The sequence below is a fragment of the Streptomyces amritsarensis genome (genome assembly GCF_001953875.1).
GTDB classification, from domain to species: Bacteria; Actinomycetota; Actinomycetes; order Streptomycetales; family Streptomycetaceae; genus Streptomyces; species Streptomyces amritsarensis.
Genome location: NZ_MQUR01000074.1, coordinates 1 through 21,782 on the forward strand (window position 1 = coordinate 1; position 21,782 = coordinate 21,782).

Annotated in this window: 19 protein-coding genes; 13 read left to right on the forward strand and 6 right to left on the reverse strand. The window is 73.3% G+C overall.

Annotated features, from left to right (window positions below; all coding sequences use genetic code 11):
• Both AVW11_RS26135 and AVW11_RS26140 read right to left on the reverse strand, forming a co-directional pair.
• Positions 1-1,717, reverse strand: a 1,717-nt coding sequence (locus AVW11_RS26135) for a winged helix-turn-helix domain-containing protein (protein WP_338058880.1), incomplete at its 3' end; no start/stop codon positions are given.
• Between the two features lie 67 nt (positions 1,718-1,784).
• On the reverse strand, positions 1,785-2,771 hold the full coding sequence (locus AVW11_RS26140; protein ID WP_234362178.1) for a YhjD/YihY/BrkB family envelope integrity protein: 987 nt from the start codon (positions 2,769-2,771) through the stop codon (positions 1,785-1,787).
• Positions 2,772-2,844: 73 nt separating this feature from the next.
• Here AVW11_RS26140 and AVW11_RS26145 point away from each other — a divergent pair, with 73 nt between their 5' ends.
• A complete protein-coding gene (locus tag AVW11_RS26145) occupies positions 2,845-3,303 on the forward strand; it encodes a hypothetical protein (protein WP_076046188.1) in 459 nt (152 codons plus the stop codon).
• 149 nt (positions 3,304-3,452) lie between these two features.
• Here AVW11_RS26145 and AVW11_RS26150 read toward each other — a convergent pair whose 3' ends face one another.
• From AVW11_RS26150 to AVW11_RS26160, 3 genes are all read right to left on the reverse strand, one after another.
• Positions 3,453-3,896 carry a hypothetical protein gene (locus tag AVW11_RS26150; RefSeq protein ID WP_143568905.1) on the reverse strand — a complete coding sequence of 148 codons (444 nt, stop codon included), beginning with the start codon at positions 3,894-3,896 and terminating at the stop codon, positions 3,453-3,455.
• Between the two features lie 129 nt (positions 3,897-4,025).
• Positions 4,026-4,451 (reverse strand): secondary thiamine-phosphate synthase enzyme YjbQ, encoded by a 426-nt coding sequence (locus tag AVW11_RS26155; RefSeq protein ID WP_060177536.1) that lies wholly within the window; start codon positions 4,449-4,451, stop codon positions 4,026-4,028.
• Between the two features lie 260 nt (positions 4,452-4,711).
• Positions 4,712-4,966, reverse strand: coding sequence for a DUF6332 family protein (locus AVW11_RS26160; RefSeq protein WP_199838156.1), 255 nt, complete (start codon positions 4,964-4,966; stop codon positions 4,712-4,714).
• A gap of 273 nt (positions 4,967-5,239) precedes the next feature.
• On the opposite strand from AVW11_RS26160, the gene AVW11_RS36045 reads away from it, so the two are divergent.
• From AVW11_RS36045 to AVW11_RS26220, 12 genes are all read left to right on the forward strand, one after another.
• Positions 5,240-5,698 (forward strand): DUF5133 domain-containing protein, encoded by a 459-nt coding sequence (locus tag AVW11_RS36045; protein ID WP_240528263.1) that lies wholly within the window; start codon positions 5,240-5,242, stop codon positions 5,696-5,698.
• Between the two features lie 278 nt (positions 5,699-5,976).
• Positions 5,977-6,228 (forward strand): hypothetical protein, encoded by a 252-nt coding sequence (locus AVW11_RS26170; RefSeq protein ID WP_060177534.1) that lies wholly within the window; start codon positions 5,977-5,979, stop codon positions 6,226-6,228.
• A 54-nt stretch (positions 6,229-6,282) separates the two neighbouring features.
• Positions 6,283-7,377 (forward strand): carboxylate-amine ligase, encoded by a 1,095-nt coding sequence (locus AVW11_RS26175; protein WP_076046192.1) that lies wholly within the window; start codon positions 6,283-6,285, stop codon positions 7,375-7,377.
• A gap of 101 nt (positions 7,378-7,478) precedes the next feature.
• A complete protein-coding gene (locus AVW11_RS26180) occupies positions 7,479-7,946 on the forward strand; it encodes a helix-turn-helix domain-containing protein (RefSeq protein ID WP_030843461.1) in 468 nt (155 codons plus the stop codon).
• Between the two features lie 10 nt (positions 7,947-7,956).
• On the forward strand, positions 7,957-8,370 hold the full coding sequence (locus AVW11_RS26185) for a VOC family protein (protein ID WP_030027260.1): 414 nt from the start codon (positions 7,957-7,959) through the stop codon (positions 8,368-8,370).
• A gap of 98 nt (positions 8,371-8,468) precedes the next feature.
• Positions 8,469-10,853 (forward strand): ATP-binding cassette domain-containing protein, encoded by a 2,385-nt coding sequence (locus AVW11_RS26190; RefSeq protein WP_060177533.1) that lies wholly within the window; start codon positions 8,469-8,471, stop codon positions 10,851-10,853.
• Positions 10,854-10,959: 106 nt separating this feature from the next.
• Positions 10,960-12,612 (forward strand): carboxylesterase/lipase family protein, encoded by a 1,653-nt coding sequence (locus AVW11_RS26195; RefSeq protein ID WP_076046194.1) that lies wholly within the window; start codon positions 10,960-10,962, stop codon positions 12,610-12,612.
• A 134-nt stretch (positions 12,613-12,746) separates the two neighbouring features.
• Entirely contained in the window at positions 12,747-14,849 is a 2,103-nt protein-coding gene (locus AVW11_RS26200) for a galactose oxidase family protein (RefSeq protein ID WP_240528264.1), read from the forward strand.
• 287 nt (positions 14,850-15,136) lie between these two features.
• Positions 15,137-15,862, forward strand: a complete 726-nt coding sequence (locus AVW11_RS26205; RefSeq protein WP_076046196.1) for a TetR-like C-terminal domain-containing protein — start codon at positions 15,137-15,139, stop codon at positions 15,860-15,862.
• Position 15,863: 1 nt separating this feature from the next.
• Entirely contained in the window at positions 15,864-17,039 is a 1,176-nt protein-coding gene (locus AVW11_RS26210; protein WP_076046198.1) for an MAB_1171c family putative transporter, read from the forward strand.
• Between the two features lie 299 nt (positions 17,040-17,338).
• Positions 17,339-17,791 (forward strand): helix-turn-helix domain-containing protein, encoded by a 453-nt coding sequence (locus tag AVW11_RS26215; RefSeq protein ID WP_030843485.1) that lies wholly within the window; start codon positions 17,339-17,341, stop codon positions 17,789-17,791.
• Positions 17,788-18,369, forward strand: a complete 582-nt coding sequence (locus tag AVW11_RS26220) for a toxin (protein WP_030843487.1) — start codon at positions 17,788-17,790, stop codon at positions 18,367-18,369. The genes AVW11_RS26215 and AVW11_RS26220 overlap by 4 nt, the downstream gene beginning before the upstream one ends.
• Before the next feature lie 10 nt (positions 18,370-18,379).
• Here AVW11_RS26220 and AVW11_RS26225 read toward each other — a convergent pair whose 3' ends face one another.
• The gene (locus tag AVW11_RS26225) at positions 18,380-21,721 is read right to left on the reverse strand and encodes an aminotransferase class I/II-fold pyridoxal phosphate-dependent enzyme (RefSeq protein WP_079250793.1); all 3,342 of its coding nucleotides are present in this window, start codon (positions 21,719-21,721) and stop codon (positions 18,380-18,382) included.
• Between the last annotated feature and the right edge of the window lie 61 nt (positions 21,722-21,782).

A 21,782-nucleotide genomic window follows, 5' to 3' on the forward strand; every position in this document is an offset into this window, starting at 1 on the left:
GGGCGTGCTCGGCGGCCTGCCGCAGGCGGCCGCCGAGCAGCTCGGCGAGGGCCAGCGAGCCGAGCGCGTCGCAGAGCGGGTACTGCGTTCCGAGCTCCGCGGCCGACTCCGCGGCGGGCTCGGCGCAGGCGTCGACGGCGGCGGTGAGGACTCGGTGCGCGCCGTCGAGCCGTCCGGCGCCGAGCCTCACCGCGCCGAGGGCCGCGAGGAGCAGGGCACGGATCTCGGGGCGGGCGGCGACGAGCGGGGGTGGCAGCTCTTCGAGGACGCGCTCGGCGTCGGCCGCCGCCCGTTCGGTGGCTGCCGGGTCGGCGTGCGCGCGGCCGGCGAGGACCCCGAGGAAAGCCCGGGTGAGCCTGGCGGCCGCGCCGGAGCCGGGGCCCAGGTGGGAGTCCGCACGCCGCACCGCTTCCGCGTAGCCGGGCAGGTCCTGTACGACGAGCCGGGCGGCCGCGCCGACCAGTGCGGGCGCGGCGCCCGGCGCGTCGGCGGGCAGGGGTGCGAACGCCCGGTTCAGCCGCTCCGCCTCCAGGCCGGTGAACAGGCGGCCGATCGCGAGGTCGTCGACGAGCCGGCCCGCGGCGAACTGCCAGTCACCGGCGGCCGCCCCCTGGACCACGGCCTCGTTGAGCCGGCCGGTCCCGGCGAGCCAGCGTGCCGCCCGCCCGTGCAGCTGCTGCTCCAGGCCGGGGTGGCGCTGACGCAGGTGTGCGCGCAGGACCTCGGCGAACAGGGGGTGGAGCCGGTACCAGGCGGAGGCGTCGACCTGTTCCAGGAAGGCGTTGTCGCGGGCCAGTCGGGCGAGGGTCGGGGCGGCGTCGTCGCGGCCGGTCAGCGCGTCCGCGAGGTCGGGGTGGACGCGGTCGGTGACGCTGACGCGCAGCAGCAGGTCCTGGGTGGCGGGCGGCTGCGCGTCGAGCACCTCTTTGAGGAGGTAGTCGGCGATCGTGGTGCGGTCGGCCGCGAACTGCCGGACGAAGGCCTCGGGATCGGGGCTGCGCTGCATCGCGAGGGCGCACAGCCGCACGCCCGCGGCCCACCCCTCGGTGCGTTGCAGGAGCAGCCGGATGCCGTCCTGTGAGATGTCGAGCCGGTGCTCGGACAGCAGGGCCTCGGCGTCCGCGTGGGTGAACCTGAGGTCGGCATGCCGGATCTCCGCGATCTCGCCGGCCGCCCGGTAGCGGTGCAGGGGCAGCAGGGAGTCCGTCCGGCTGGTGAGGACGATGCGCAGCCCTCCGGCGGCGTGCCGGAGCACGAAGTCCAGTCCTTCGGTCAGGGCGGCCGGCTGGGCCGTGTCGAACTGGTCGAGTACGAGGACCACGGGCCGTGCGGACCCGGACTCGGCCAGCCCCGCCGCGAGACGTACCAGAAAGGACTGGGTCACTCCTTCGGCGCGGGTCGGTCTGCCCACGGCGGCGGGCAGCTCGACCCCGCCCCGGTGGAGGGCCTCCAGGAGGTACGCCCAGAAGACGCCGGGGGCGTCGCCGGGCTCGACGGTCAGCCACAAGGGGGGCCGCGGGGCGCGGCCGCCGGCCGCCGCCCAGTGGGCGGTGAGCACAGTCTTGCCCGAGCCGGCCGGGCCGTTGATCAGGGTGAGCGGGCCCTGTACCCCGGCCGTCAGGCGTCTGAGCAGCTCGGGCCGGTGGACGAGGGTCTTCGGCACGGCCGGTGCGGTGAACCGGGCCGTGAGCATCGGGTCGCACTGCGGTCGGGCCACAGGCTCCACTGAAGCGGTGTTCGGTCGTGATCACCAGTCGTGTCACCCGGTACGGGTGAGGTGCGGTTCACTGCCGGGCCCGCTGCGGGGTGGGTCCGGGCTCCCGCGGATCGCCGGGGGTGCCCAGCCGGTGGGCCAGCAGGTGCTCGTGCGCCATTACGTATCCCAGGGCGATACCCATGGTGACGACGACGAAGAACATGATCAGCCAGGACAGGAGGACGAAGACCAGCCCGAGGCCGCCGAACTGCTCGAGGCTGTGGTTCAGGGCGCGGGGCACGTAGAACCTGGAGCCCCAGCTGATGAGGGTCGCCCCCACCGCGACCAGGACGGCGCCGGGCAGCAGGGGCAGCCACGCCACGCGGCCGCCGAGCAGGAGGTGCTGGGTCCACCACCACAGCAGGATGCCGCTGATCAGGGAGACGACCGCACCGAGGACCGGGCCGGCCCCGAACGCCTGTTGGATCGGCCCCTGGAACAACAGGGCCGCCAGCCATACCAGCAGCCAGACCACCCAGCGCCAGGCCGCGAGCCGGGCGCCCGCCTTCGGCAGGTGCCACGCGCGCTCGCAGGTCCGCTGGAGGGCGCGGCTGCAGGCGGTCGCGGACAGCAGCGTGACCACGACGCCCACCACCCCGGTACTCGCGATGGTCGTGGTGTCCTCGCCGCTGTTGTGCACCACCGAGCGGACCTGGTCCAGGGCCGGTCCGGTGAGGCCCAGGGTCCCGCTGATGGTGGAGACGAGCTGCTTGCGCATCCAGTCGGGCGCGAGGGCCCCGATGACGAAGATGGCGGGGATCGCGCCGAGGAAGGCCTGCGCGGCCAGGCGGGTGGCGCAGTCCAACACGTTGACGCGCGCGAACTGTTCGAGGACCCGGCCCAGGAGCGGCGTGTACTTGCGCATCCAGGCCGGCGCGGTGAAGCGGGGCGGCTTGTCGCGCGGTTCCGACACGGTGACGGCTCCTTCCGCGGACAGCGCCTGTCGGCTGCGGTTGCCCTCCATGAGCAGGATGGGGCAGCCCAGCAGGTCCGGCACGTCGGGAGGGCCGCCCACGCACGGAAATAGCAGCGCGGAGGCGGGGGCTGCGCGCCTACGATCGGCCCTGAGCCCTGTGAGAGAGGGAACGATGGAGATCATCTTCCGGAAGCTTCCGGACAACCGGCACGATCTGGAAGTGCGTGACCGGCGGGGCCCGGACGTGCGGCTGATGTCCCAGGCGACCGGTCCGACCATGCCCCACGACCTCGTGCACGCGGCGGTCGAGAGCGCGCTCGGGATCACCGACGGGTTCTGGGGAGCGATGGCGCGCGGCGCCACCTTCGAGGGATTCGAGACGGCCGCCCCGACCCGCCACCGCCGGTCGGGGATGAAGATCCTCCGACGCGGCGGCGAGGCGGTGATGCGGGCCGAGCTCTGCGTGAACTGGACCTACCGCGTCTGGTCCGGCCTGAGCACGCAGGGCCGGGGCGTGGGCCGCAGCCCGCTCGACGAACGGCAGGTCGCCCTGGCGTGCGCGGCGCTCGACCGCGCCGCCGAAAGCTGGTCGGGCGTGGCGGAGGGCGGAACCCTCACCTGGCGGTGGTGAGGGACCGCAGCGGGACAGGTCCGCTCCCGTAGCGCCCGGCACCGCCCCGCGCCCGCAGGCCGGTGACCGGTGCCCCGCGCCCGCAGGCCGGTGACCGGTGCCACGCGCCCGCAGGCCGGTGGTCGGTGCCACACGCCCGCCGCCCCCTTCTACCGTTCCCGGGGTCCGTCCAGGAGCGTGATCTCGTATTCCAGCGGGCCGAGTTCCCTGCGGTGGTCGGTGTCCAGGTGGGCGATCTCCCTTTGCACCGCCTCGAGTTCCTCCTGGCGCCCCATCGCCGCCAACTGCAGCCGACAGGCCTTGAGCACCACTATGAGCAGCTGCACCCGTCCGGGATCGAGGGAGTGCATCCGGCGTGCCGCCGCGAGCGCCTCGGTCCGCAGGGCGAGGGCCGTGTCGGGCTGGTCGCCGAACTCCTGGCGGCTGTAGGCGCACAGCGCCCGGGCCAGCAGGGGCAGGTACGGGAGCGGGCTCACCTGGACGAGCACGCGGTAGGCGGCGACCTCCTGTCGGACCGTCAGAGCCTGGGAGCCCAGGAGGGCCACTCGGGCTCGGAGTACCGCGTCGTGACTGATGTGCGCCGTGTGATTCATGACGCTGATTCTGAAAGCCGCACAGGGACCCAAACAAGGGCAATCGACTGTGCCCTTGGTCCTACGAAAACCCGCTCTGACCTGTCATGATGGATACGTCTTCACCCCTGCGCCCGCTCGGCGCCGGAGTCAGCCGGCGAGGAAGGACAGCCGCACCTGGCGTCGGGGGTTGTCCCCGTTGGTGTCCACCAGGGTGACGGACTGCCAGGTTCCGAGTGCCAGCGTCCCGTCGATCACCGGAAGCGTCGCGTGGGGCGGGACGATCGCGGGCAGGACGTGGTCGCGTCCGTGGCCCGGGGAGCCGTGCCGGTGCCGCCACCGGTCGTCGGCCGGCAGCAGGGACTCCAGGGCGGCCAGCAGGTCGTCGTCGCTGCCCGCTCCCGTCTCGATGACGGCGAGCCCGGCGGTCGCGTGCGGTGTGAAGACGTTGAGGAGCCCGCTCCGGCCGCGTGCCACCTCCCCGAGGAAGTCGGCGCAGGCGGAGGTCAGGTCGTGGACCGTCTCCCGGTCCCCGGTCGTCACGTCGATGGTGCGCGATACGAAGGTGTCGGCCATGGCGCCATCCTCCCGCCGCGCCCCCGCGCATCGGCGCAACCGGGCCGGACCGGTCCGGTGCCGGCGCAGGGTTCCGCCGGGCGCAGGCGACCCCAGGAGAGCGGTGCGGGGGCTGGCGCTGTAGACGGAGCGGACCGGCTTCGCCACGGACGGAAGTTCCGGTGAAGGTTCGCGCGCTCGCACGCACGGCACGGTGGGGGGGCGACCGCCGCACGAGGGGCCGCGGCGCCGTCCTGCGGGCGCGAGGAGGAGACCCGTGGTCAGCGGCCCATGCGGCGCTGCTCGTTGAACCGGAGCAGCACCCGTACCAGACGCCACACGCCGGCCGTCACCGCGAGCAGCCCGCCGACCGCCAGGACGCCCTTCTCCGCCGAACCGGAGATGCCGAGGGCCAGGGCGAGTGCGAAAACGGCGGCAAAGACCACGGCAGCCAGCAGGGCGGCAGTCACCAGGGCGAAGACGATCTCCACCGTCATTGCGTCCTTTTCCCACCGCGACTCGCGTCCCATGTCCATGCTGCAAGTCTCACATCACGGTCAAGCCGTCGTGGCAGCTCGATGTGACGGGTACTCAGCGACCTGCTCCGGATGCGGCACGCCCGGCTCGGGCAGGTCGCCGCCGAAGCCGACCCGCAAGCCGGTCCCGTCGGGTGCGTGCTACGGGTGTGGGAAGGCAACCACAGCGGGCATACCTTTCATACTTCCCCCCACCGCTCGTGCAGCCTTCGGTTGAAAGGATGATCGGTGACCTCTCAAAGCATTCATCAGTCCTCTGATGGGCATGTACCGGTGCTCCGTGGCGCAGCGACGGTGGAGTGGGCGACGGGCATGGTGATGGCCCTGGCACCCTGCGCGGCCCGTGAGGCGCGGCTCGTGCTGGCGGCGGCGGCCGAGCTGGCGCGGGTACCCGTGGCGGACTTCGCGGCGGCGGTGGTCGCGGGCGCGCGCGGGGAACCCGTACCCGCCCGGTGGGAACGGGCACTGCGGCGGGCGGTCGAGGCCCTGCGGAGCCCCCGGTCCGGGCCGGAGGGCGGGCGGGGCGTGGGGCTGCTGCCCAGCCGGGCCCGGACCGAGGAGGTGCTGGCCCGGTTCCGGGCGGCCCGGGACCTCCTCGCCCAGGCTCCCGGCGACGGCGCGGCCCGCGGCGCCATGGACGACGTGGCCTACACCCTGTGCGTGCTGATGGGCCGCTCGACCGTCCACGAGGCCGTCCTGGCGGCCGAACGCCACCTGGCCGGACCGGACTGACCGCGGGAGCGGAGTGACGTCGCGGGAGGCGCGGGGCCGGGGCCCGGCCGCGGTACGGCCGGAAGGCCGATCCCCCGCTCTGCCCCTTCCCCCGGGGCCGGTCCGTGTGGGGCGTCCCCTCACGGGTAGGCGCCGGACGTAGCGGCGCGCCCGCGCTCCGGCCGGGGAGCGGGCCGCCCCGCGCTTGTGGCCCCGAGCGGGAACGGCGGTCACGAGTCCGTCGGCAACAGCGCCGAGCGGGCGCGGCCGGAAACCCTGGGACGACGAAGGGGAACACGATGGCACAGCACGGACAGACCCATGGACGGCGGCGGACCACCCCGTCGCAGGCCCCGGGCGAGAGCGGTGACCGGGAGGCCCGCCGCGAGGCGGACGAGGCCGTCCGGCACGACGCGGGCGGCGGCGGGGACGAGCGGGAGGCCGACGCCCATACCGCGAAGCGGCAGCGGCCGGGCACGGGGCGCGAGGAGCAGGTGCGCCCGCACCCCCCGAGGGGCGAGCGGCCTGGGCCGGACGGCCCCGACCACTGAGCCGGTCGGCGCAGACGGCGGATGATCAGGGCGATCGCGGGGTAACCGCATCGGGTGATCACATTCGGCGTCGAAGAGGAATACCTGCTGGTGGACCCGGTGACGGTGCTGCCGGTCCCCGGGGCCGAGTACGTACGCAGAGCGGCCGGGCTCGGTCCGATCGCGGAGGACGGCGAGGTCCAGGACGAACTGCTGCAGGCGCAGGTCGAGGTCGCCACGCCGGTCTGTACGGAGCTGGAGGAGGTGGGCGGGCACCTGCTGCGGCTGCGGCACGCGGTCGCGTCCGCCGCCGAGGAGCACGGCTGCCGCGTCGCCATGACGGCGGCCGCACCGCTGCGGGACGCGTCGGCGGTGCCGGTCACCCGCAAGCCGAGGTACCTGAGGATGGAGGGGCAGGCCCGGCAGCTGGTGGACGAGCAGCTGATCAACGGCATGCACGTCCATGTGGGGGTGCCCGATCCGGCGACCGGGGTCGCGGTGCTCAACCGCATCCGGGTCTGGCTCCCTACGCTGCTGGCCATGTCCGCGAACTCTCCCCTGTGGGACGGCAAGGACACCGGCTTCGCGAGCTGGCGCACCATCGTGTTCGGCCGCTGGCCGGTCAGCGGCCCGCCCCCGTACTTCGACGGGCTCGAGGACTACGAGCGGCGCATCGACGCCCTGGTCGGCTCCGGGGTGATCGCCGACCGGGGCCAGTTGTACTGGCAGGCGCGGCTCTCCGACCGCTTCCCGACCGTCGAGGTGCGGTGTCTGGACGTGCAGTTGCGGGCGGACGACGCGGTCATGCTGGCCGGCCTGGTACGGGCGCTCGTAGCGGTGGCCCTCGCCGAGGAGAAGGCCGGGGCCGCGCCGGTCCGGTGCCGGCCGGAGTTGCTGCAGGCCGCCAACTGGCATGCGGCCCGGCACGGCCTGAACTCCACGCTGGTCGACCCCGACGGGCGCTGCCGCAGCAGCGGTGACGTGCTGTACTCCCTCCTCGCCCACGTCGCTCCGGCGCTGGCCGAGTCCGGCGACGAACGTGAGGTGTCGTCGCTCGTGCACCGACTCCTCCAGGAGGGGACGCCGGCCGACCGGCAGCGCCGCGCCCTGCGGGAGGGCGGCATGCCGGCCCTCAGGAGCCTGATCGTGGGCGACTCGCCGGCCGGCTGAGCCGCCGCGGCCGGGACCGCCCGGCGACGGCTCCGAGGCCGCCCCCGCGGGATCGGGCCGACGCCGCGGCCCGCGCTTCGTACCGTGCGATGCTGGGACGCATGACCCTGGAAGACCTGGTGAGGCTGCGCCGTGCCCGGGACGTCATCGACCGCGACTACGCGGAGCCCCTGGACGTGCCGGCGCTCGCGAAGGTCGCCCTGATGTCACCGGGGCACTTCTCCCGCAGCTTCCGTGCCGCCTTCGGGGAGAGCCCGTACAGCTATCTGATGACGCGCCGCGTCGAGCGCGCCAAGGCGCTGCTGCGCAGGGGCGACATGAGCGTGACGGAGGTGTGCTTCGCCGTGGGGAGCACGTCGCTGGGGTCCTTCAGCTCGCGCTTCACCGAGCTGGTCGGCGAGAGCCCCAGCGCCTACCGGGCCCGCGCCCACGAGGCGGGCGAGGCCATCCCGGCGTGCGTCGCCAAGTACATGACGCGACCGGTCCGGGGCGGCGGAGCGAACAGGGGCGGTGGACCGGTCGAGGATCCGATCAGGAATGGAGAAGCGAAATCGACGGGTGCCTCGTAGCGTCGGAGCCATGAACATCAACCTCTCGCAGTGCTTCATCGCAGTCGACGACCACGACAAGGCGATCGCGTTCTACCGCGACGTCCTCGGCCTGGAGGTGCGCAACGACGTCGGGTTCGAGGGGATGCGCTGGGTGACCGTCGGCTCGCCGTCGCAGGATGTCGAGATCGTCCTCGAACCGCCGCTCGCCGACCCCGGCGCGCCCGCCGCCGACCGGCAGGCGATGGCCGAGCTGCTGGCCAAGGGCATGCTGCGCGGCGTGATCTTCTCCACCGACGACGTCGACGCCACCTTCGAACGCATCCGGGCCGCCGGCGGGGAGGTCATGCAGGAGCCCATCGACCAGCCGTACGGTGTCCGCGACTGCGCCTTCCGCGACCCGGCCGGCAACATGCTCCGCTTCAACCAGCCCCGCAAGCAGTAGCACCACCTTCGCCCCACGGGCCGCGGTCACGTCCACGCCACCCTGCGTGACATGACCGCGGCCCCGGCCCGCCCCATGGATGAGGAGACACGTCAGGCATGGCCACGAGGAAGAACACGCAGCCCCCAGGCCGGCACGCTGCCGACAGTCACGACCTGATCCGCGTGCACGGCGCCCGCGTGAACAACCTCAAGGACGTGAGCATCGAGATCCCGAAGCGCCGGCTGACGGTGTTCACCGGGGTCTCCGGCTCGGGCAAGAGCTCACTGGTCTTCGACACGATCGCCGCGGAGTCGCAGCGGCTGATCAACGAGACGTACAGCGCCTTCGTCCAGGGCTTCATGCCCACGCTGGCGCGGCCCGAGGTCGACGTGCTCGACGGGCTGACCACGGCGATCATCGTCGACCAGCAGCGGATGGGCGGCGACCCCCGCTCCACGGTCGGCACCGCGACCGACGCCAACGCGATGCTGCGCATCCTGTTCAGCCGGCTCGGCAAGCCCTACATCGGCTCCCCCAAGGCGTTCTCCTTCAACGTCGCCTCCATCAGCGGAGCGGGTGCGGTCACCGTGGAGCGCGGCGGCCGGACCGTGAAGGAGCGCCGCTCCTTCAGCATCACCGGCGGCATGTGTCCGCGCTGCGAGGGCCGGGGCTCGGTCACCGACCTCGACCACGCCCAGCTCTACGACGACTCCAAGTCGCTGAACGACGGCGCGCTCACCGTCCCCGGCTACAAGCCGGGCGGCTGGAGCTACCGGCTGTACAGCGAGTCGGGGCTCTACGACGCCGACAAGCCGATCCGCGCGTACACCGAGCGGGAGCTGCACGACTTCCTCCACCGCGAGCCGGTCAGGATGAAGATCGCGGGCATCAACATGACCTACGAGGGCCTCATCCCCCGGATCCAGAAGTCGATGCTCGCCAAGGACCGCGAGTCGATGCAGCCGCACATCCGGGAGTTCGTGGACCGGGCGGTCACCTTCACCACCTGCCCCGACTGCGACGGCACCCGGCTCACCGCGGCCGCCCGGTCCTCGAAGATCAAGAAGGTGAGCATCGCCGACGCCTGCGCCATGCAGATCAGCGACCTCGCCGCATGGGTCGACGCACTCGACGAGCCCTCCGTGGCACCGCTGCTCGCGGCGCTCCACCACACCCTCGAATCGTTCGTCGAGATCGGCCTCGGCTACCTCTCCCTCGACCGTCCCGCGGGCACGCTCTCCGGCGGCGAGGCGCAGCGCGTCAAGATGATCCGCCACCTCGGGTCCTCCCTCACCGACACCACGTACGTCTTCGACGAGCCCACCACCGGCCTGCACCCGCACGACATCCAGCGCATGAACGGGCTGCTGCTGCGGCTTCGGGACAAGGGCAACACGGTGCTCGTGGTGGAGCACAAGCCGGAGACGATCGCGATCGCCGACCACGTCGTCGACCTCGGCCCCGGCGCCGGCACGGCGGGCGGCACCGTCTGCTTCGAGGGCACCGTCGACGGGCTGCGCAAGGGCGGCACCATCACCGGCCGGCACTTCGACGACCGGGCGGCCCTGAAGACGACGGTGCGCGAGCCCACCGGCCGGCTCGCCATCCGCGGCGCCACGACGCACAACCTGCGCGACGTCGACGTCGACATCCCGCTGGGCGTGCTCACCGTCATCACCGGGGTCGCCGGCTCGGGGAAGAGTTCGCTGATCCACGGTTCGATCCCGGCCCGCGAGGGCCTCGTGTCGATCGACCAGGGCGCGATCCGCGGGTCCCGGCGCAGCAACCCGGCGACGTACACGGGGCTGCTCGACCCGATCCGCAAGGCCTTCGCCAAGGCGCACGGCGTCAAGCCCGCCCTGTTCAGCGCCAACTCGGAGGGCGCCTGCCCCACCTGCAACGGCGCGGGAGTCGTCTACACCGACCTGGCGATGATGGCCGGTGTCGCGACCACCTGCGAGGACTGCGAGGGCAAGCGGTTCCAGGCGTCGGTGCTGGACTACCACCTGGGGGGCCGGGACATCAGCGAGGTCCTCGCGATGCCGGTGACCGAGGCACTGGAGTTCTTCGGGTCCGGTGAGGCGGCCACGCCGGCCGCGCAGCGCATCCTGGACCGGCTCTCCGACGTCGGGCTGGGCTACGTCAGCCTCGGCCAGCCGCTGACGACGCTGTCCGGCGGCGAGCGGCAGCGGCTCAAGCTGGCCACGCACATGTCCGACAAGGGCGGGGTCTACGTCCTCGACGAGCCGACCACGGGACTCCACCTCGCCGACGTCGAACAGCTCCTCGGCCTGCTCGACCGGCTCGTCGACTCGGGCAAGTCGGTCATCGTCATCGAGCACCACCAGGCCGTCATGGCGCACGCCGACTGGATCGTGGACCTCGGCCCCGGCGCGGGCCACGACGGCGGCCGCATCGTCTTCGAGGGCACCCCCGCCGATCTCGTCGCCGACCGCTCCACCCTCACCGGTCAGCACCTCGCGGCCTACGTCGGGGCCTGAGCGGCGGGTCCGCGGGGCCGCGCCGCGGGCTGCGGAGCTGCGTCCGATCCGGTCGCGTACGGTGCGTACGCGACCGGGACCGGGCGGTGCGCGGAAGGCATGCCGGGTGACGGTGACGCATCGCGGATCTGGCCGCCGCTACCCGGCCCGCCGGCCCCTCCTCGCGGCGGTGTGCGCCCTGGCGCTGGCCGCCGCGGCGGCCGGGCCGCTCGGCTGCGGGGGCCGCCCGGGGCCTGCGCCGGTCGGCGAGACGGTCCGCACGGACGCCGGAGCGGTGCGCGGTGTGCGGTCGGGCCCGCACCTCCTCTTCCGCGGCGTCCCGTACGCGGGCGCCCCCGAGGGGCGGCACCGGTGGGCGCCGCCCCGCCCCGTACCGCCCTGGAACGGGGTCCGGGACGCGACCTCGCCGGGGCCGCTGTGCCCGCAGGTCCCCTCGCCGTACGCGCGGATCTCCAGTACGGAGGAGGACTGCCTGGTCCTGAACGTGACCACGCCGCCCGCGGCGGACCGGCGGCGGGCCGCGCCGGTACTGGTCTGGATCCACGGCGACGGCTCCGTGGGCGGCGGTTCCTTCTTCGACGGACGCCGGCTGGCCGCGCGCGGCCTGGTGGTCGTCACCGTCAACTACCGGCTCGGCGTCTTCGGCGGTCTCGCCCTGCCGGGTCTGGAGGGCTCCGGCACCTTCGGCATGCAGGACCAGCGGGCTGCCCTGGCCTGGGTCCGCAGGAACGCTCGGGCCTTCGGCGGGGATCCGGGCAACGTCACCGTCGCGGGCGTGTCGTTCGGGGCGTCGGCCATCGCGGGGCACCTGACCTCGCCCGCCTCCGCGGGGCTGTTCCACCGCGCGGTCATGGCGAGCGGTGAGGGCGCGATGGACATGCCGGCGGGTGCGATGGGGCCGGGCGTACCGGGATACCCCTGGTACGTCTGGCGGACCGGGCGGGAGATGGAGGACATCACTGCGGCGATGACGGCCTCCCTGGGCTGCGGCGGCGACCGCCCGGAGCGCACCCTCGCCTGCCTGCGCGCCCTGCCGGTGCGCAGGATCCTGGAGGTGCCGTACATCATGAACGCCTTCCAGGCTTTGGGGTACGGCAACGCCACCCTGCCCGAACTGCCGCCCGCGGCGCTGCGCGCCGGACGCTTCCACCGGGTGCCCGTCCTGTCGGGCGCCACCCGCGACGAGCACCGCACCTTCGTCGCGATGGCGTACCACGCGGCCGGGAGGCCCTTCACCGAGGCGGACTACGACCGCGCGCTGCGGACCGCGTTCGGCGCGGGCTCCGCGGCGCGGGTCCGCGCCGCGTACCCGCCCCGTGCGTTCGCGTCCCCGGCGCTGGCGTGGGCGGCGGTGGTCACCGACCGGATGTGGGCGCGGGGAACGCAGGCCCAGCACGACGCGCTCGCGCCGTACGTGCCCGTGTACGCGTACGAGTTCGCGGACCGGGGCGCGCCGATGTTCCTTCCGCTGCCGGGTGGCTTCGCCTTCGGGGCCTTCCATGCCGGTGACGTCCCGTACCTGTTCGAGGACGAGGCCGCCGAGCCGCTGTTCACCGCGGAGCAGCGCCGGCTGTCGGCCGCGATGACCGGCTACTGGGCGGGGTTCGCCCGTACCGGCGCACCGCGGGGGGAGGGCCTGCCGGCCTGGCGGCCCCACCGCGTGGACCGGCCGTACACGCAGTCGCTGGCGCCGCGGCGGATCGGTCCCGTCGACTACCGCCGGGAGCACCGCCTCGCCTTCTGGGACGGCCTGTCCTGACGCGGGCCCGGCGCCGCCGGCGCACCCGTCGGCGGGGCCGCACGGGTTCCCGCCAACTCTCCGCATTCCCGGCCGAGTTGTACTTACGCTGACTATGTTCTACGGGGCACATCAGTCCGCCCCAGGAGGTCAGATTGCAGTCCAGGCGCTCCTTCGCGCTTTCCCGCCTGTTACGCCGCTCCCACCTGCTCATAGCCTTCGCCCTCGGTTCCCTGCTGATCGGCCTGACACCGTGGCTCGGGGTCACGAGCACGGCGGCGGCCGGCCGGGTCCCGGGGCCGCGGGCGGCGCCCGTGCCCACCGACCAGCAGGCGGCGGTGCAGTCGCCGCACCACGGCATCGCGCCGGCGAACGCCATGGAGCCCGCGGCTCCCGTTCTCGACCGGGCCGGGTGGACGGCGACGGCGAGCGACGAGGAGACCACCGGCGAGAACGGCCGCGCCGCCAACGTCCTCGACGGCGACGCCAACACGATCTGGCACAGCAAATGGACCGCCCCCGCCGCCGCGCTGCCGCACACCATCACCATCGACATGCACCGCACCGCGGTCGTCTCCGCCCTCGTCTACCATCCCCGCGGCACCGGGCCCAACGGGCGGGCGGGCGCGTACACCGTCTCGACCAGCACCGACGGCATCTCCTTCGGCGCCGCGGTGGCGTCGGGCACCTGGCGCGACGACGACACCGTCAAGACCGCCACCTTCACCCGCGCCGCGCCCACCCGGTACGTACGCCTCACCGTGACCACCGAGGCCGGCGGCCGCGGTCCGTGGACCTCGGCGGGCGAGATACGCCTGAGCGGGCCGGCCAGCCCCGCCGTGCACGGCTCCTGGGGCCGGGTCATCGGCTTCCCGCTGGTGCCGGTGGCCACCGCCGCCCTGCCCGGGGACAAGCTGCTCGCGTGGTCCGCGTACGCCGTCGACCGCTTCGGCGGCAGCAACGGCTACACCCAGACGGCGATCCTGGACCTGAAGACCGGCAAGGTCACCCAGCGCCGCATCGACAACACCGGCCACGACATGTTCTGCCCCGGCATAGCCATGCTGGCCGACGGCCGGGTCCTGGTCACCGGCGGCAGCAACGCGGAGAAGGCCAGCGTCTACGACCCGGCCACCGACTCCTGGTCCGCGACCACCGACATGAACATCGCCCGCGGCTACCAGGCCATGACGCTGCTCTCCACCGGTGAGGCCTTCGTCCTCGGCGGGTCCTGGAGCGGCAACGCGAGCACCGACAAGGCCGGTGAGGTCTGGTCGCCGGACACCCGGACGTGGCGAAAGCTCCCCGGCGTTCTGGCGTCGCAGGCACTGACGGCCGATCCGGCGGGCCCCTACCGCGCCGACAACCACATGTGGCTGCACGCCACTTCGGGCGGCAAGGTCCTCCAGCTGGGCCCGAGCAAGCAGATGAACTGGATCTCCACCAGCGGCCAGGGCTCCGTCACCCCGGCCGGCACCCGGGCCGACAGCCAGGACGCCATGACGGGCAACGCCGTCCCGTACGACATCGGCAAGCTGGTCACGCTGGGCGGCTCCCCGGCCTACCAGGACTCCCCCGCCACGCAGCGGGCGTACACCGTGGGCATCTCGGGCAGCCAGGTCCAGGCGGCCCGCACGGGGGACATGACGCACCCGCGCGCGTTCAGCAACAGCGTCGTCCTGCCGGACGGCAAGGTGGCGGTCTTCGGCGGCCAGGCGCATCCGGTGCCCTTCAGCGACGCCACCTCGGTCCTCACGCCCGAACTGTGGGACCCGGCGACCGGCAGGTTCACCCCGCTGGCCTCCATGGCCGTCCCCCGCAACTACCACAGTGTGGCCAACCTGCTGCCGGACGGCCGGGTCTTCTCCGGCGGCGGCGGCCTGTGCGGCGACTGCGCGACCAACCATCCCGACGGGGCGGTCTTCACTCCGCCCTACCTGCTCGACGCGGACGGTTCGCCGAAGCCGCGGCCCGTCATCACCGGCGGCGTGCCCCCGAGGGCGGCTCCCGGCACGCAGCTGACGGTGAGCACCGGGTCGTCCGTGGCGTCGTTCGTCCTGATGCGGGCCGCGGCCGCGACGCACTCCACGGACAACGACCAGCGCAGGGTACCGCTCGTGTCCACGTCGACGGGAACGGGCGCGTACACGGTGTCGATCCCCGCGGACACCGGTGTGGTGCTGCCGGGGACGTACATGCTCTTCGCCCTCGACGCCCAAGGGGTGCCGAGCATCGGGCAGTTCGTCACCGTTTCCTGATCGGGAAGTGCGTCGCCCGGCCCGGTGGGGGCGGACGGCCGCAACCCACGCGGGGCCCCGGGACAGGTGTCCCGGGGCCTTGCCCGTGGGTCGGTCCTGCGGCCGCGGGGGGCGGTCCGCCATCGGCGCATCGGGACGGCGTGGAGAACGGCCCGCGCCACCCACCACGACCGGCATGTGATCCTTACCGGCCTTCCGCACGGCCGTCGTGGCCGGATCCCGGCGGGTGGCACGGATGTTCGGGCCGGCGGGCGCCCCGCGCGGCCGGCCGCGGGTACGGTTCCGGCATGGACGACTCCACGACGAATTCGAGCAGCAACAGCGCAGCAGTGCCGGCGGTGGTCAGGGCGACCGCACGCCGACAACTGGCGGAACTGGGGGCGTCGGGGCTGTCCCTCGACGCCGTGGCCCGCGACAGCGGTCTCACCGCCACGGCTGTGGAAGCCGTCTTCGCGCACCGGGACGACCTGCTGACCGCGCTGGTCGTCGACGCCTACGACGCCTCCGGTGCGGCAATGGAGCGGGCCGACCGGGCCGCCGCCGCCGGCGGTGCCACGGCCGGCGCCCGGCTCCTCGCCGCCACCCGGGCGCTGCGGGAGTGGGCCTTCGCCAACCCGGCGGAGTTCACGCTGATCTACGGATCGCCCGTGCCCGGCTACCACGCCCCGCAGGACACCGTCCCGCCCGCCTCGCGCACCCCCGCGGTCCTCGCCGGCATCCTGCGGTCGGCACTGGAGGCCGGTGAACTCTCCCCGCCGCGGCGGACGCTGCCCGGCGGGCTGCTGCGGCCGGAGGCCCTGGAGCTCTTCGGCGGTGTGCCCGAGGCCCCCTTCTCGGACATCGTCGAACGCGGCATCGTCCTGTGGAGCAGCCTGATCGGCCTGCTGGTGTTCCAGGTCTTCAGCCGGACGCACGACAGTGTCCTGGACGAGGCCGCCTACTTCGACGCCGCCATCGCCGTGGCGGCCGAGACCGTCGGACTCGAGGTTCCCCTCGGCGAGGGCGGCCGCTGACGTGACCGCCATCAGGACGCTCTGTTTCGCGATAGCGGCGCTCTCCTCCTACGCCGCGCTCTTCTACCGCCTCTCCCAGGCCCGGCGCAGTTGGCGCGACGGCGCCTACCGCGCGCTGATCGCCACCCTGCTGCTCCAGTGCCTCACGTTCACCATGGGCGCCGTGGCCATGGGCGGCGGCAGCTTCCTCGGCGTGGGCAACCTGGCCATCCTCATCATGCACCTGGCCGCGGTGGCCTTCTGCGTCGCGGCGCAGATCATCCTGCTGCGCTGGGCGGCGACGGACGAGGTGGCGGCCCGCGGGACCCGCTACTGGCTGATCACGGGCATCGCCCTCGACGTGCTGCTGACGGCCCTGTTCTTCCTCGCGGACGGCCCCGGCCGGCCCCTGTCCGACTTCGACGGCACCAGCAGGCCGCTGCTCCTCACCTACCTGCTGGTCTTCATCGTGTCGCAGGCCGTGCCGTGCGTGACGATCTACCGCCAGTGCGGCCCGTACGCCCGGATGACGGACAACGCCTCGCTGCGCCAGGCCCTGCGGATGCTCTCCGTCGCCGCCGTGGTGCTGTTCCTCTACTGCACGGCCCGTACGGTCAACATCCTGACCGCGGCGGCCGGTGTGGACATCGGCGCCTGGAAGCTCGCCTCGAACGTCTTCAGCGCCTCGGGGATCGTGATCCTCTCCCTCAGTCTGATCAATTCCCTCTGGGGGCCGCCCGTTTCCCGGCTCACGGAATGGGCCCGCAGCTACCGCTCCTACCGGGCGCTGCACCCGCTGTGGCGGGACCTGTACGAGGCCTCGCCGGACATCGCGCTGGAACCTCCGGGTTCCTCGGTCTCCGACCTCAACTACCGCCTGCACCGCCGGGTGGTCGAAATCCGGGACGGATGGCGCGACTTGCGCCCCTACATCGACCGGGAGACGAACGCGGCCGGCGCCGCGGGCCGACAGCCGGGCGGCGGGGCGAACGGGGAGGCGGGTGCGGAGCTTCGGCAGGCCTTCGCGGAAGCGGCGCAGATCAGACAGGCTCTGCAGGCGAAGCGGACCGGCATCGTCCCCGACCACAGCAAGGACGCGGGCGATTTCGACGACCGCGACACGGACAACTTCGTGGCGGAAGTCGCCTGGCTCACCCAGGTCGCCACCGCCTACAGTAAGCTCAGCAAGGCGAGTTGAGAGCTCCCGCCCGGTTTGCATCCCCCGTCAAACCGGGCGGGCACTCCCGTTCCCCCGTGTTTCATCGGGCCGGACGGGTGGCTTCCGCCCGGACTGGCCCGGCCCATCCCCCGAGGGCCGGGCCAGTCCGATTTCCGCAGCAACCCGACCCCGTTTCCCCCGTGAGTCGCGTTAGCTGACAGCTATCGGCGAGACCCAACGTTGGCGGAGTCCAGGCCAATTGTCAACTGACCGCTATTCTGGGAAACTGACGTATAGCCAAGGGCTATACCGAGGAGGTGACGGGAGGAAGGTTCACCATGACGGAGACCGAGACCGGGGGCGATGACCGGCCCCTGCTCGCAGTACGTCTCGACGACCTGTTCAGGACGGTTCGACCCAAGGGCAAGCACTGGACCAACGCCGAGGTGGCGGAGGAGCTGAAGCGGGCCAACCCCGAACTCAAGGTCGGGGGTGTGTACTTGTCGCAGCTGCGGACGGGGAAGCGCTCCAATCCCTCACCCGACCTCCTCGCCGCCCTCGCCCGCTTCTTCGGCGTCTCGGTCGCGTACTTCTTCGACGACAAGGTCGCACAGTCGGTCCTCAGCGAGATCGCCGCCATCGAGGCGCTGCGGCAGTCCGGGGTCCGCGCCGTGGCGATGCGGGCGGCCGGGATGAAGAAGGAGAACCTGCAGGCCATCACGGCCATCATGGACCAGTACCGGCAGTTGCAGGGGCTCCCGCCCGTCGACGATCCCTCCGGTCCCGAATGAGGGGCGCCAGGAAGGAGCGGTCGGCCGGCCAGGACCGCCGCACACAGCTCAAGAAGCTCCGGAAGGCCGGTGCGGAGCGGATCGCCGAACTGGACCTGCCGAAGGCGACCGACGTGGCCGAACTGTGCCGGCACCTCGGTGAGGCGCGGGGCCGCCCCATCCTCCTGGTGCCGATGCAGATGCCCTCGTCGCACCCGTGCGGCATGTGGGTCGCCGCCCGCGACGAGGACCTCATCTTCTACGACGCCAACACCACCAGCGCGCATCAGGAGCACATCATCTTGCACGAGCTGGGCCACATCATCTGCTGCCATCGCGGTGCCGGCGGGCTGGACGAGGCGGCCGCCCGGCTGCTCTTCCCCAACCTCGACCCCGAACTCGTCCGCGACATGCTCCTGCGCGCGGCCTACGACGACGTGCAGGAGCAGGAGGCGGAGATCATCGCCTACCTGCTCTCCCAGCGGATGGGCGGTGCCGCCGAGGGACGGGACGGCGCCGCCCCCTCCGGCGAGGCGGGAGCGGCCGGCGATCCCGGGACGAGCGCCATGCTCAGCCGCATAGAACGCACGCTGTTCTGACATGGCCGGATCAGAGCCGGGCGGCGGCCGCCACCTCCTCGGCCAGGACGGCGACGGCGCGGCGCACGTCGTCCTCGCGGTGCTCGCTCGTGAGGAAGAACCGCAGCCTGGACAGGCCCTCCTCGACGGCGGGATGGAAAATCGGGTCGGCGACGACCCCCCGCGCGAACAGCCGGTCCGCGACGCGCAGGGTCCGTGCCGAGTCGCCGAGGACGACCGGCACGATGGGGGTGTCGGCGCTGGAGCCGGTCGGCAGGCCGGCCGCCGCGGCCAGGCCGAGGAAGAGTTCGGCGTTGCGCCGGAGCGCGCGCACCCGGTGGGGTTCGGCGGCGATCAGCTCGGTGGCGGCCAGGGCGGCGGCCGCGTTGGCCGGGGTCAGTCCCACGCTGTAGACGAAGCCCGGCAGGGTGTGCCGCAGCCAGCGCACCATGCGGGCCGAGCCGCCGAGGTAACCCCCGCAACTGGCGAAGGACTTGGAGAGGGTGCCCATCCACAGGTCCACGTCGGACCGGTCGACACCGAAGAACTCCCCGACGCCCCGGCCGTGTTCCCCGACCGTGCCGATGCTGTGCGCCTCGTCGACCATCAGCAGGGCGCCGTACCGTTTCTTCAGCTCGATCACGGCGGGCAGGTCGACCAGGTCGCCGTCCATGCTGTAGGCGCCCTCGACGACGACCAGGACCCGGCGGAAGCGGGACCGGTTGATCCGCAGCAGGTGTTCCAGGTCGCCGCTGTCGTTGTGGGCGAAGGGCCTGCGTGCCGCCCCGGACAGGGCGCAGCCCTGGAGGATGCTGTCATGGGCCAGCGCGTCGTGCAGGACGAGGTCCTCCGCGCCGACGAGGTGCCCGATCGCGGTGACGTTGGTGGCATGGCCGCTGACCAGCGTGAGGCAGTCCCCGACGCCGAGGAAGCCGGCCAGGGCGCGTTCGAGACGGATCGTCAGTTCCCGTTCGCCCGAGAGCGCTCGGCTCGCGGAGACGGAGGTCCCGTACCGCTCCACGGCCCGGTGCACGGCTTCGTTGACCGCAGGGTGGCCCGAGATCCCCAGGTAGTTGTAGCTGCCGAAGGACAGGTACGAGCGGTCGCCGATCACCGTGGTGTCGCGGATGGTGCCCTCGTGGACGCGGAAGTACGGGAATTCGGCGCCGCCGGCGGTGATCGAGGCCAGGCGCTCCTCGAAGAGGGCGACCTCCGGGAAGTCGTCGACGCTCGCGGTCGCGATGCCCCATTCGGCGGCCCGCGCCCGCGGGGAGGGCGGACGGCCGGGGGCCGCAGTCCGGGGCCGGTCCGGATCGAGCAGCGCGATCAGCCCGCCGACGGTGAGGCCGGGCGCGAACAGGTCCTCGGAGCGGAATCCGGGCGCGCGCCTGCCGATGTTGACCGCCAGCTCCTGGAGCATGAGGGAGTCGAAGCCGAGGCCGGCCACCAGCGTCATGTCCTCGCCGAGGTCCGCGAGGGGGAACACCCCGGTCCGCGACACCTCTTCGAGCACGATGGACACGGCGTCCTCGCCGGGGCCGACGGACGAGGCGGGCACGTCGGAAGGGGTGGGCACGACGGGACCGGCGGGCACCTGCGCCGGGGCGGACCCGGCCGGCTCGCCGCCTGCGCGCGCCGCCACGACGGGTGGGGCCGGCTCCCCCGCCTCGCGTGCCGCATCGTCCACGACCCAGTGGCGGCGCGGGGCGAGCGGACTCGGCGGCAGGGTGCACGGGGGTGTGCGCCCCGCCGCGGCGGGTGCGGCCGTCGCGGGTGCGGGCTCGGGCTCCACGGCCCGACCTGCCTCCAGCGCCGAGGCCGCCGCGGTCAGCCGGGCGGCCGCCTCGGCGGGGCCCCGCGCCACCAGGGCGAGGCGCTCCCCCAGGGGGCCTCGGCGGGCCAGCGTGTCCGCGACCCGGGCCAGGGGCGGCCCGTCCTGGGTCAGGGTCCGCGCGAGGTCGCGGGCGTACCGGACCAGCCCGGTCCGGTCGCGTGCGGTGAGGACCAGCTCGTAGGGCTCGCCGGCGGGCGCCGGGCGCAGCGGTGGCTCGGTGGCCTCCTCCACGACCAGGTGGACGCCGGTGCCGCCGAACCCGAAGGCGCTCACCCCGGCCCGGCGGGGCAGGTCGGTGGCGGGCCATGGGACGGGGGTCGTCGCGACGGTCAGCCGTGCGGCGTCGAGGGCGGCGGTGTCGGCGAGGCCGAACTCCGGCTGCGGCGGGATCACGCCCCGCTGCACGGCCAGGACCGACTTGACGAGTCCGGCCACGCCCGCGGAGTTGAGCGAGTGCCCGACGACCGCCTTGACCGCCCCGAGGTGGGCGGGGGCCGCGTCCGCACCGCGCAGTTCGCGCAGGACCGCGAGCTCCACGGGGTCGCCGACGGAGGTGCCGGTGCCGTGGGCCTCCAGGTAGCCCACCGCGTCCGGGGACAGGCCCGCGTCGCGGTACGCCCGGCGCAGGGCTCTGAGCTGGCCGCCCGCCTGGGGGTGCATGCCGCCCTGTACGGTGCCGTCGTTGGCCGTCCCCACGCCGCGGATCACGGCGTAGACGCGGTCGCCGGCCGCCCGGGCGTCGGCCAGCGGCCGCAGCACCAGTACCCCGGCGCCCTCCCCCAGAACGAAACCGTCGGCCTCCGCGCCGAAGGGCAGGCATCTGCCGCTGCGCGAGATGGCGCCTATCCGGCACAGCCCCACCAGCAGGTCGGGGGCGAGGATCAGCTGGGCGCCACCGGCGATCGCGATGCGGGAGCGGCCGGCGCGCAGCGCGTGGACCGCGTTGGCGACGGCCATGAGTCCACCGGAGCACGCGGAGTCCAGTGCGTAGCTCTCGCCGTGCAGGTCGAAGACGGAGCTGATGGTGTTGGGTCCCATGTTGAGCAGGAGCCCGGCCACGGAGGTGCCGTGCAGTCCCTGGACGGCGCGTACGGTCTCCTGCCAGCCGGCGTCCGCCGCACGGGCTCCGAACTCTCCGCCGGCCAGCTGGCGCATCCGTATCCGCATGGTGCTGAGCTCGCGGTAGCCGCTCTCGGTGAGAGCCGTGATCACCGAGGTCTCCTCGCGGTCGAAGCCGTCCGCCTCCCACCCGGCGTCCTGGATCGCCTCACGGGTCAGGTCGATCAGCAGCCGGTGCTGGGGGTCCATGGCGGCGGCCCGGCGCGGCGGGATGCCGTAGTGCGCCGCGTCGAAGTGGCCCACGTCCGGCAGCAGCGCCATGGTGTCGGTGTAGGTCGACGACGTGTCGCGGAAGTCGCCGGTGAGGAAGGCGGCGCTGCGCCAGCGCGTGTCGGGGATGGCGGAGAACTGCGGCTCCGGGGCCGTCAGAAGCCGCCAGTACTCGTTCAGGTTGCGGGCTCCCGGGAACCGGCAGGCCATTCCCACGACGGCTATGGCCTCGTGCTGCGCCCCCGGCTCCTGCTCCCGCGACTTCTGCTCC

What these genes read in the sequence shown, in the direction of transcription:
- AVW11_RS26170 (WP_060177534.1), top strand. Translation starts at nt 5,977, where the DNA reads ATGGCACAGCACGGACAGACCCATGGACGGCGGCGGACCACCCCGTCG.
- AVW11_RS26205 (WP_076046196.1), top strand. Translation starts at nt 15,137, where the DNA reads ATGGACGACTCCACGACGAATTCGAGCAGCAACAGCGCAGCAGTGCCG.
- AVW11_RS26155 (WP_060177536.1), bottom strand. Translation starts at nt 4,451, where the DNA reads ATGGCCGACACCTTCGTATCGCGCACCATCGACGTGACGACCGGGGAC.
- AVW11_RS26145 (WP_076046188.1), top strand. Translation starts at nt 2,845, where the DNA reads ATGGAGATCATCTTCCGGAAGCTTCCGGACAACCGGCACGATCTGGAA.
- AVW11_RS26185 (WP_030027260.1), top strand. Translation starts at nt 7,957, where the DNA reads ATGAACATCAACCTCTCGCAGTGCTTCATCGCAGTCGACGACCACGAC.
- AVW11_RS26225 (WP_079250793.1), bottom strand. Translation starts at nt 21,721, where the DNA reads ATGGCCTGCCGGTTCCCGGGAGCCCGCAACCTGAACGAGTACTGGCGG.
- AVW11_RS26190 (WP_060177533.1), top strand. Translation starts at nt 8,469, where the DNA reads ATGGCCACGAGGAAGAACACGCAGCCCCCAGGCCGGCACGCTGCCGAC.
- AVW11_RS26150 (WP_143568905.1), bottom strand. Translation starts at nt 3,896, where the DNA reads ATGAATCACACGGCGCACATCAGTCACGACGCGGTACTCCGAGCCCGA.
- AVW11_RS26180 (WP_030843461.1), top strand. Translation starts at nt 7,479, where the DNA reads ATGACCCTGGAAGACCTGGTGAGGCTGCGCCGTGCCCGGGACGTCATC.
- AVW11_RS26220 (WP_030843487.1), top strand. Translation starts at nt 17,788, where the DNA reads ATGAGGGGCGCCAGGAAGGAGCGGTCGGCCGGCCAGGACCGCCGCACA.
- AVW11_RS26160 (WP_199838156.1), bottom strand. Translation starts at nt 4,966, where the DNA reads ATGGACATGGGACGCGAGTCGCGGTGGGAAAAGGACGCAATGACGGTG.
- AVW11_RS26215 (WP_030843485.1), top strand. Translation starts at nt 17,339, where the DNA reads ATGACGGAGACCGAGACCGGGGGCGATGACCGGCCCCTGCTCGCAGTA.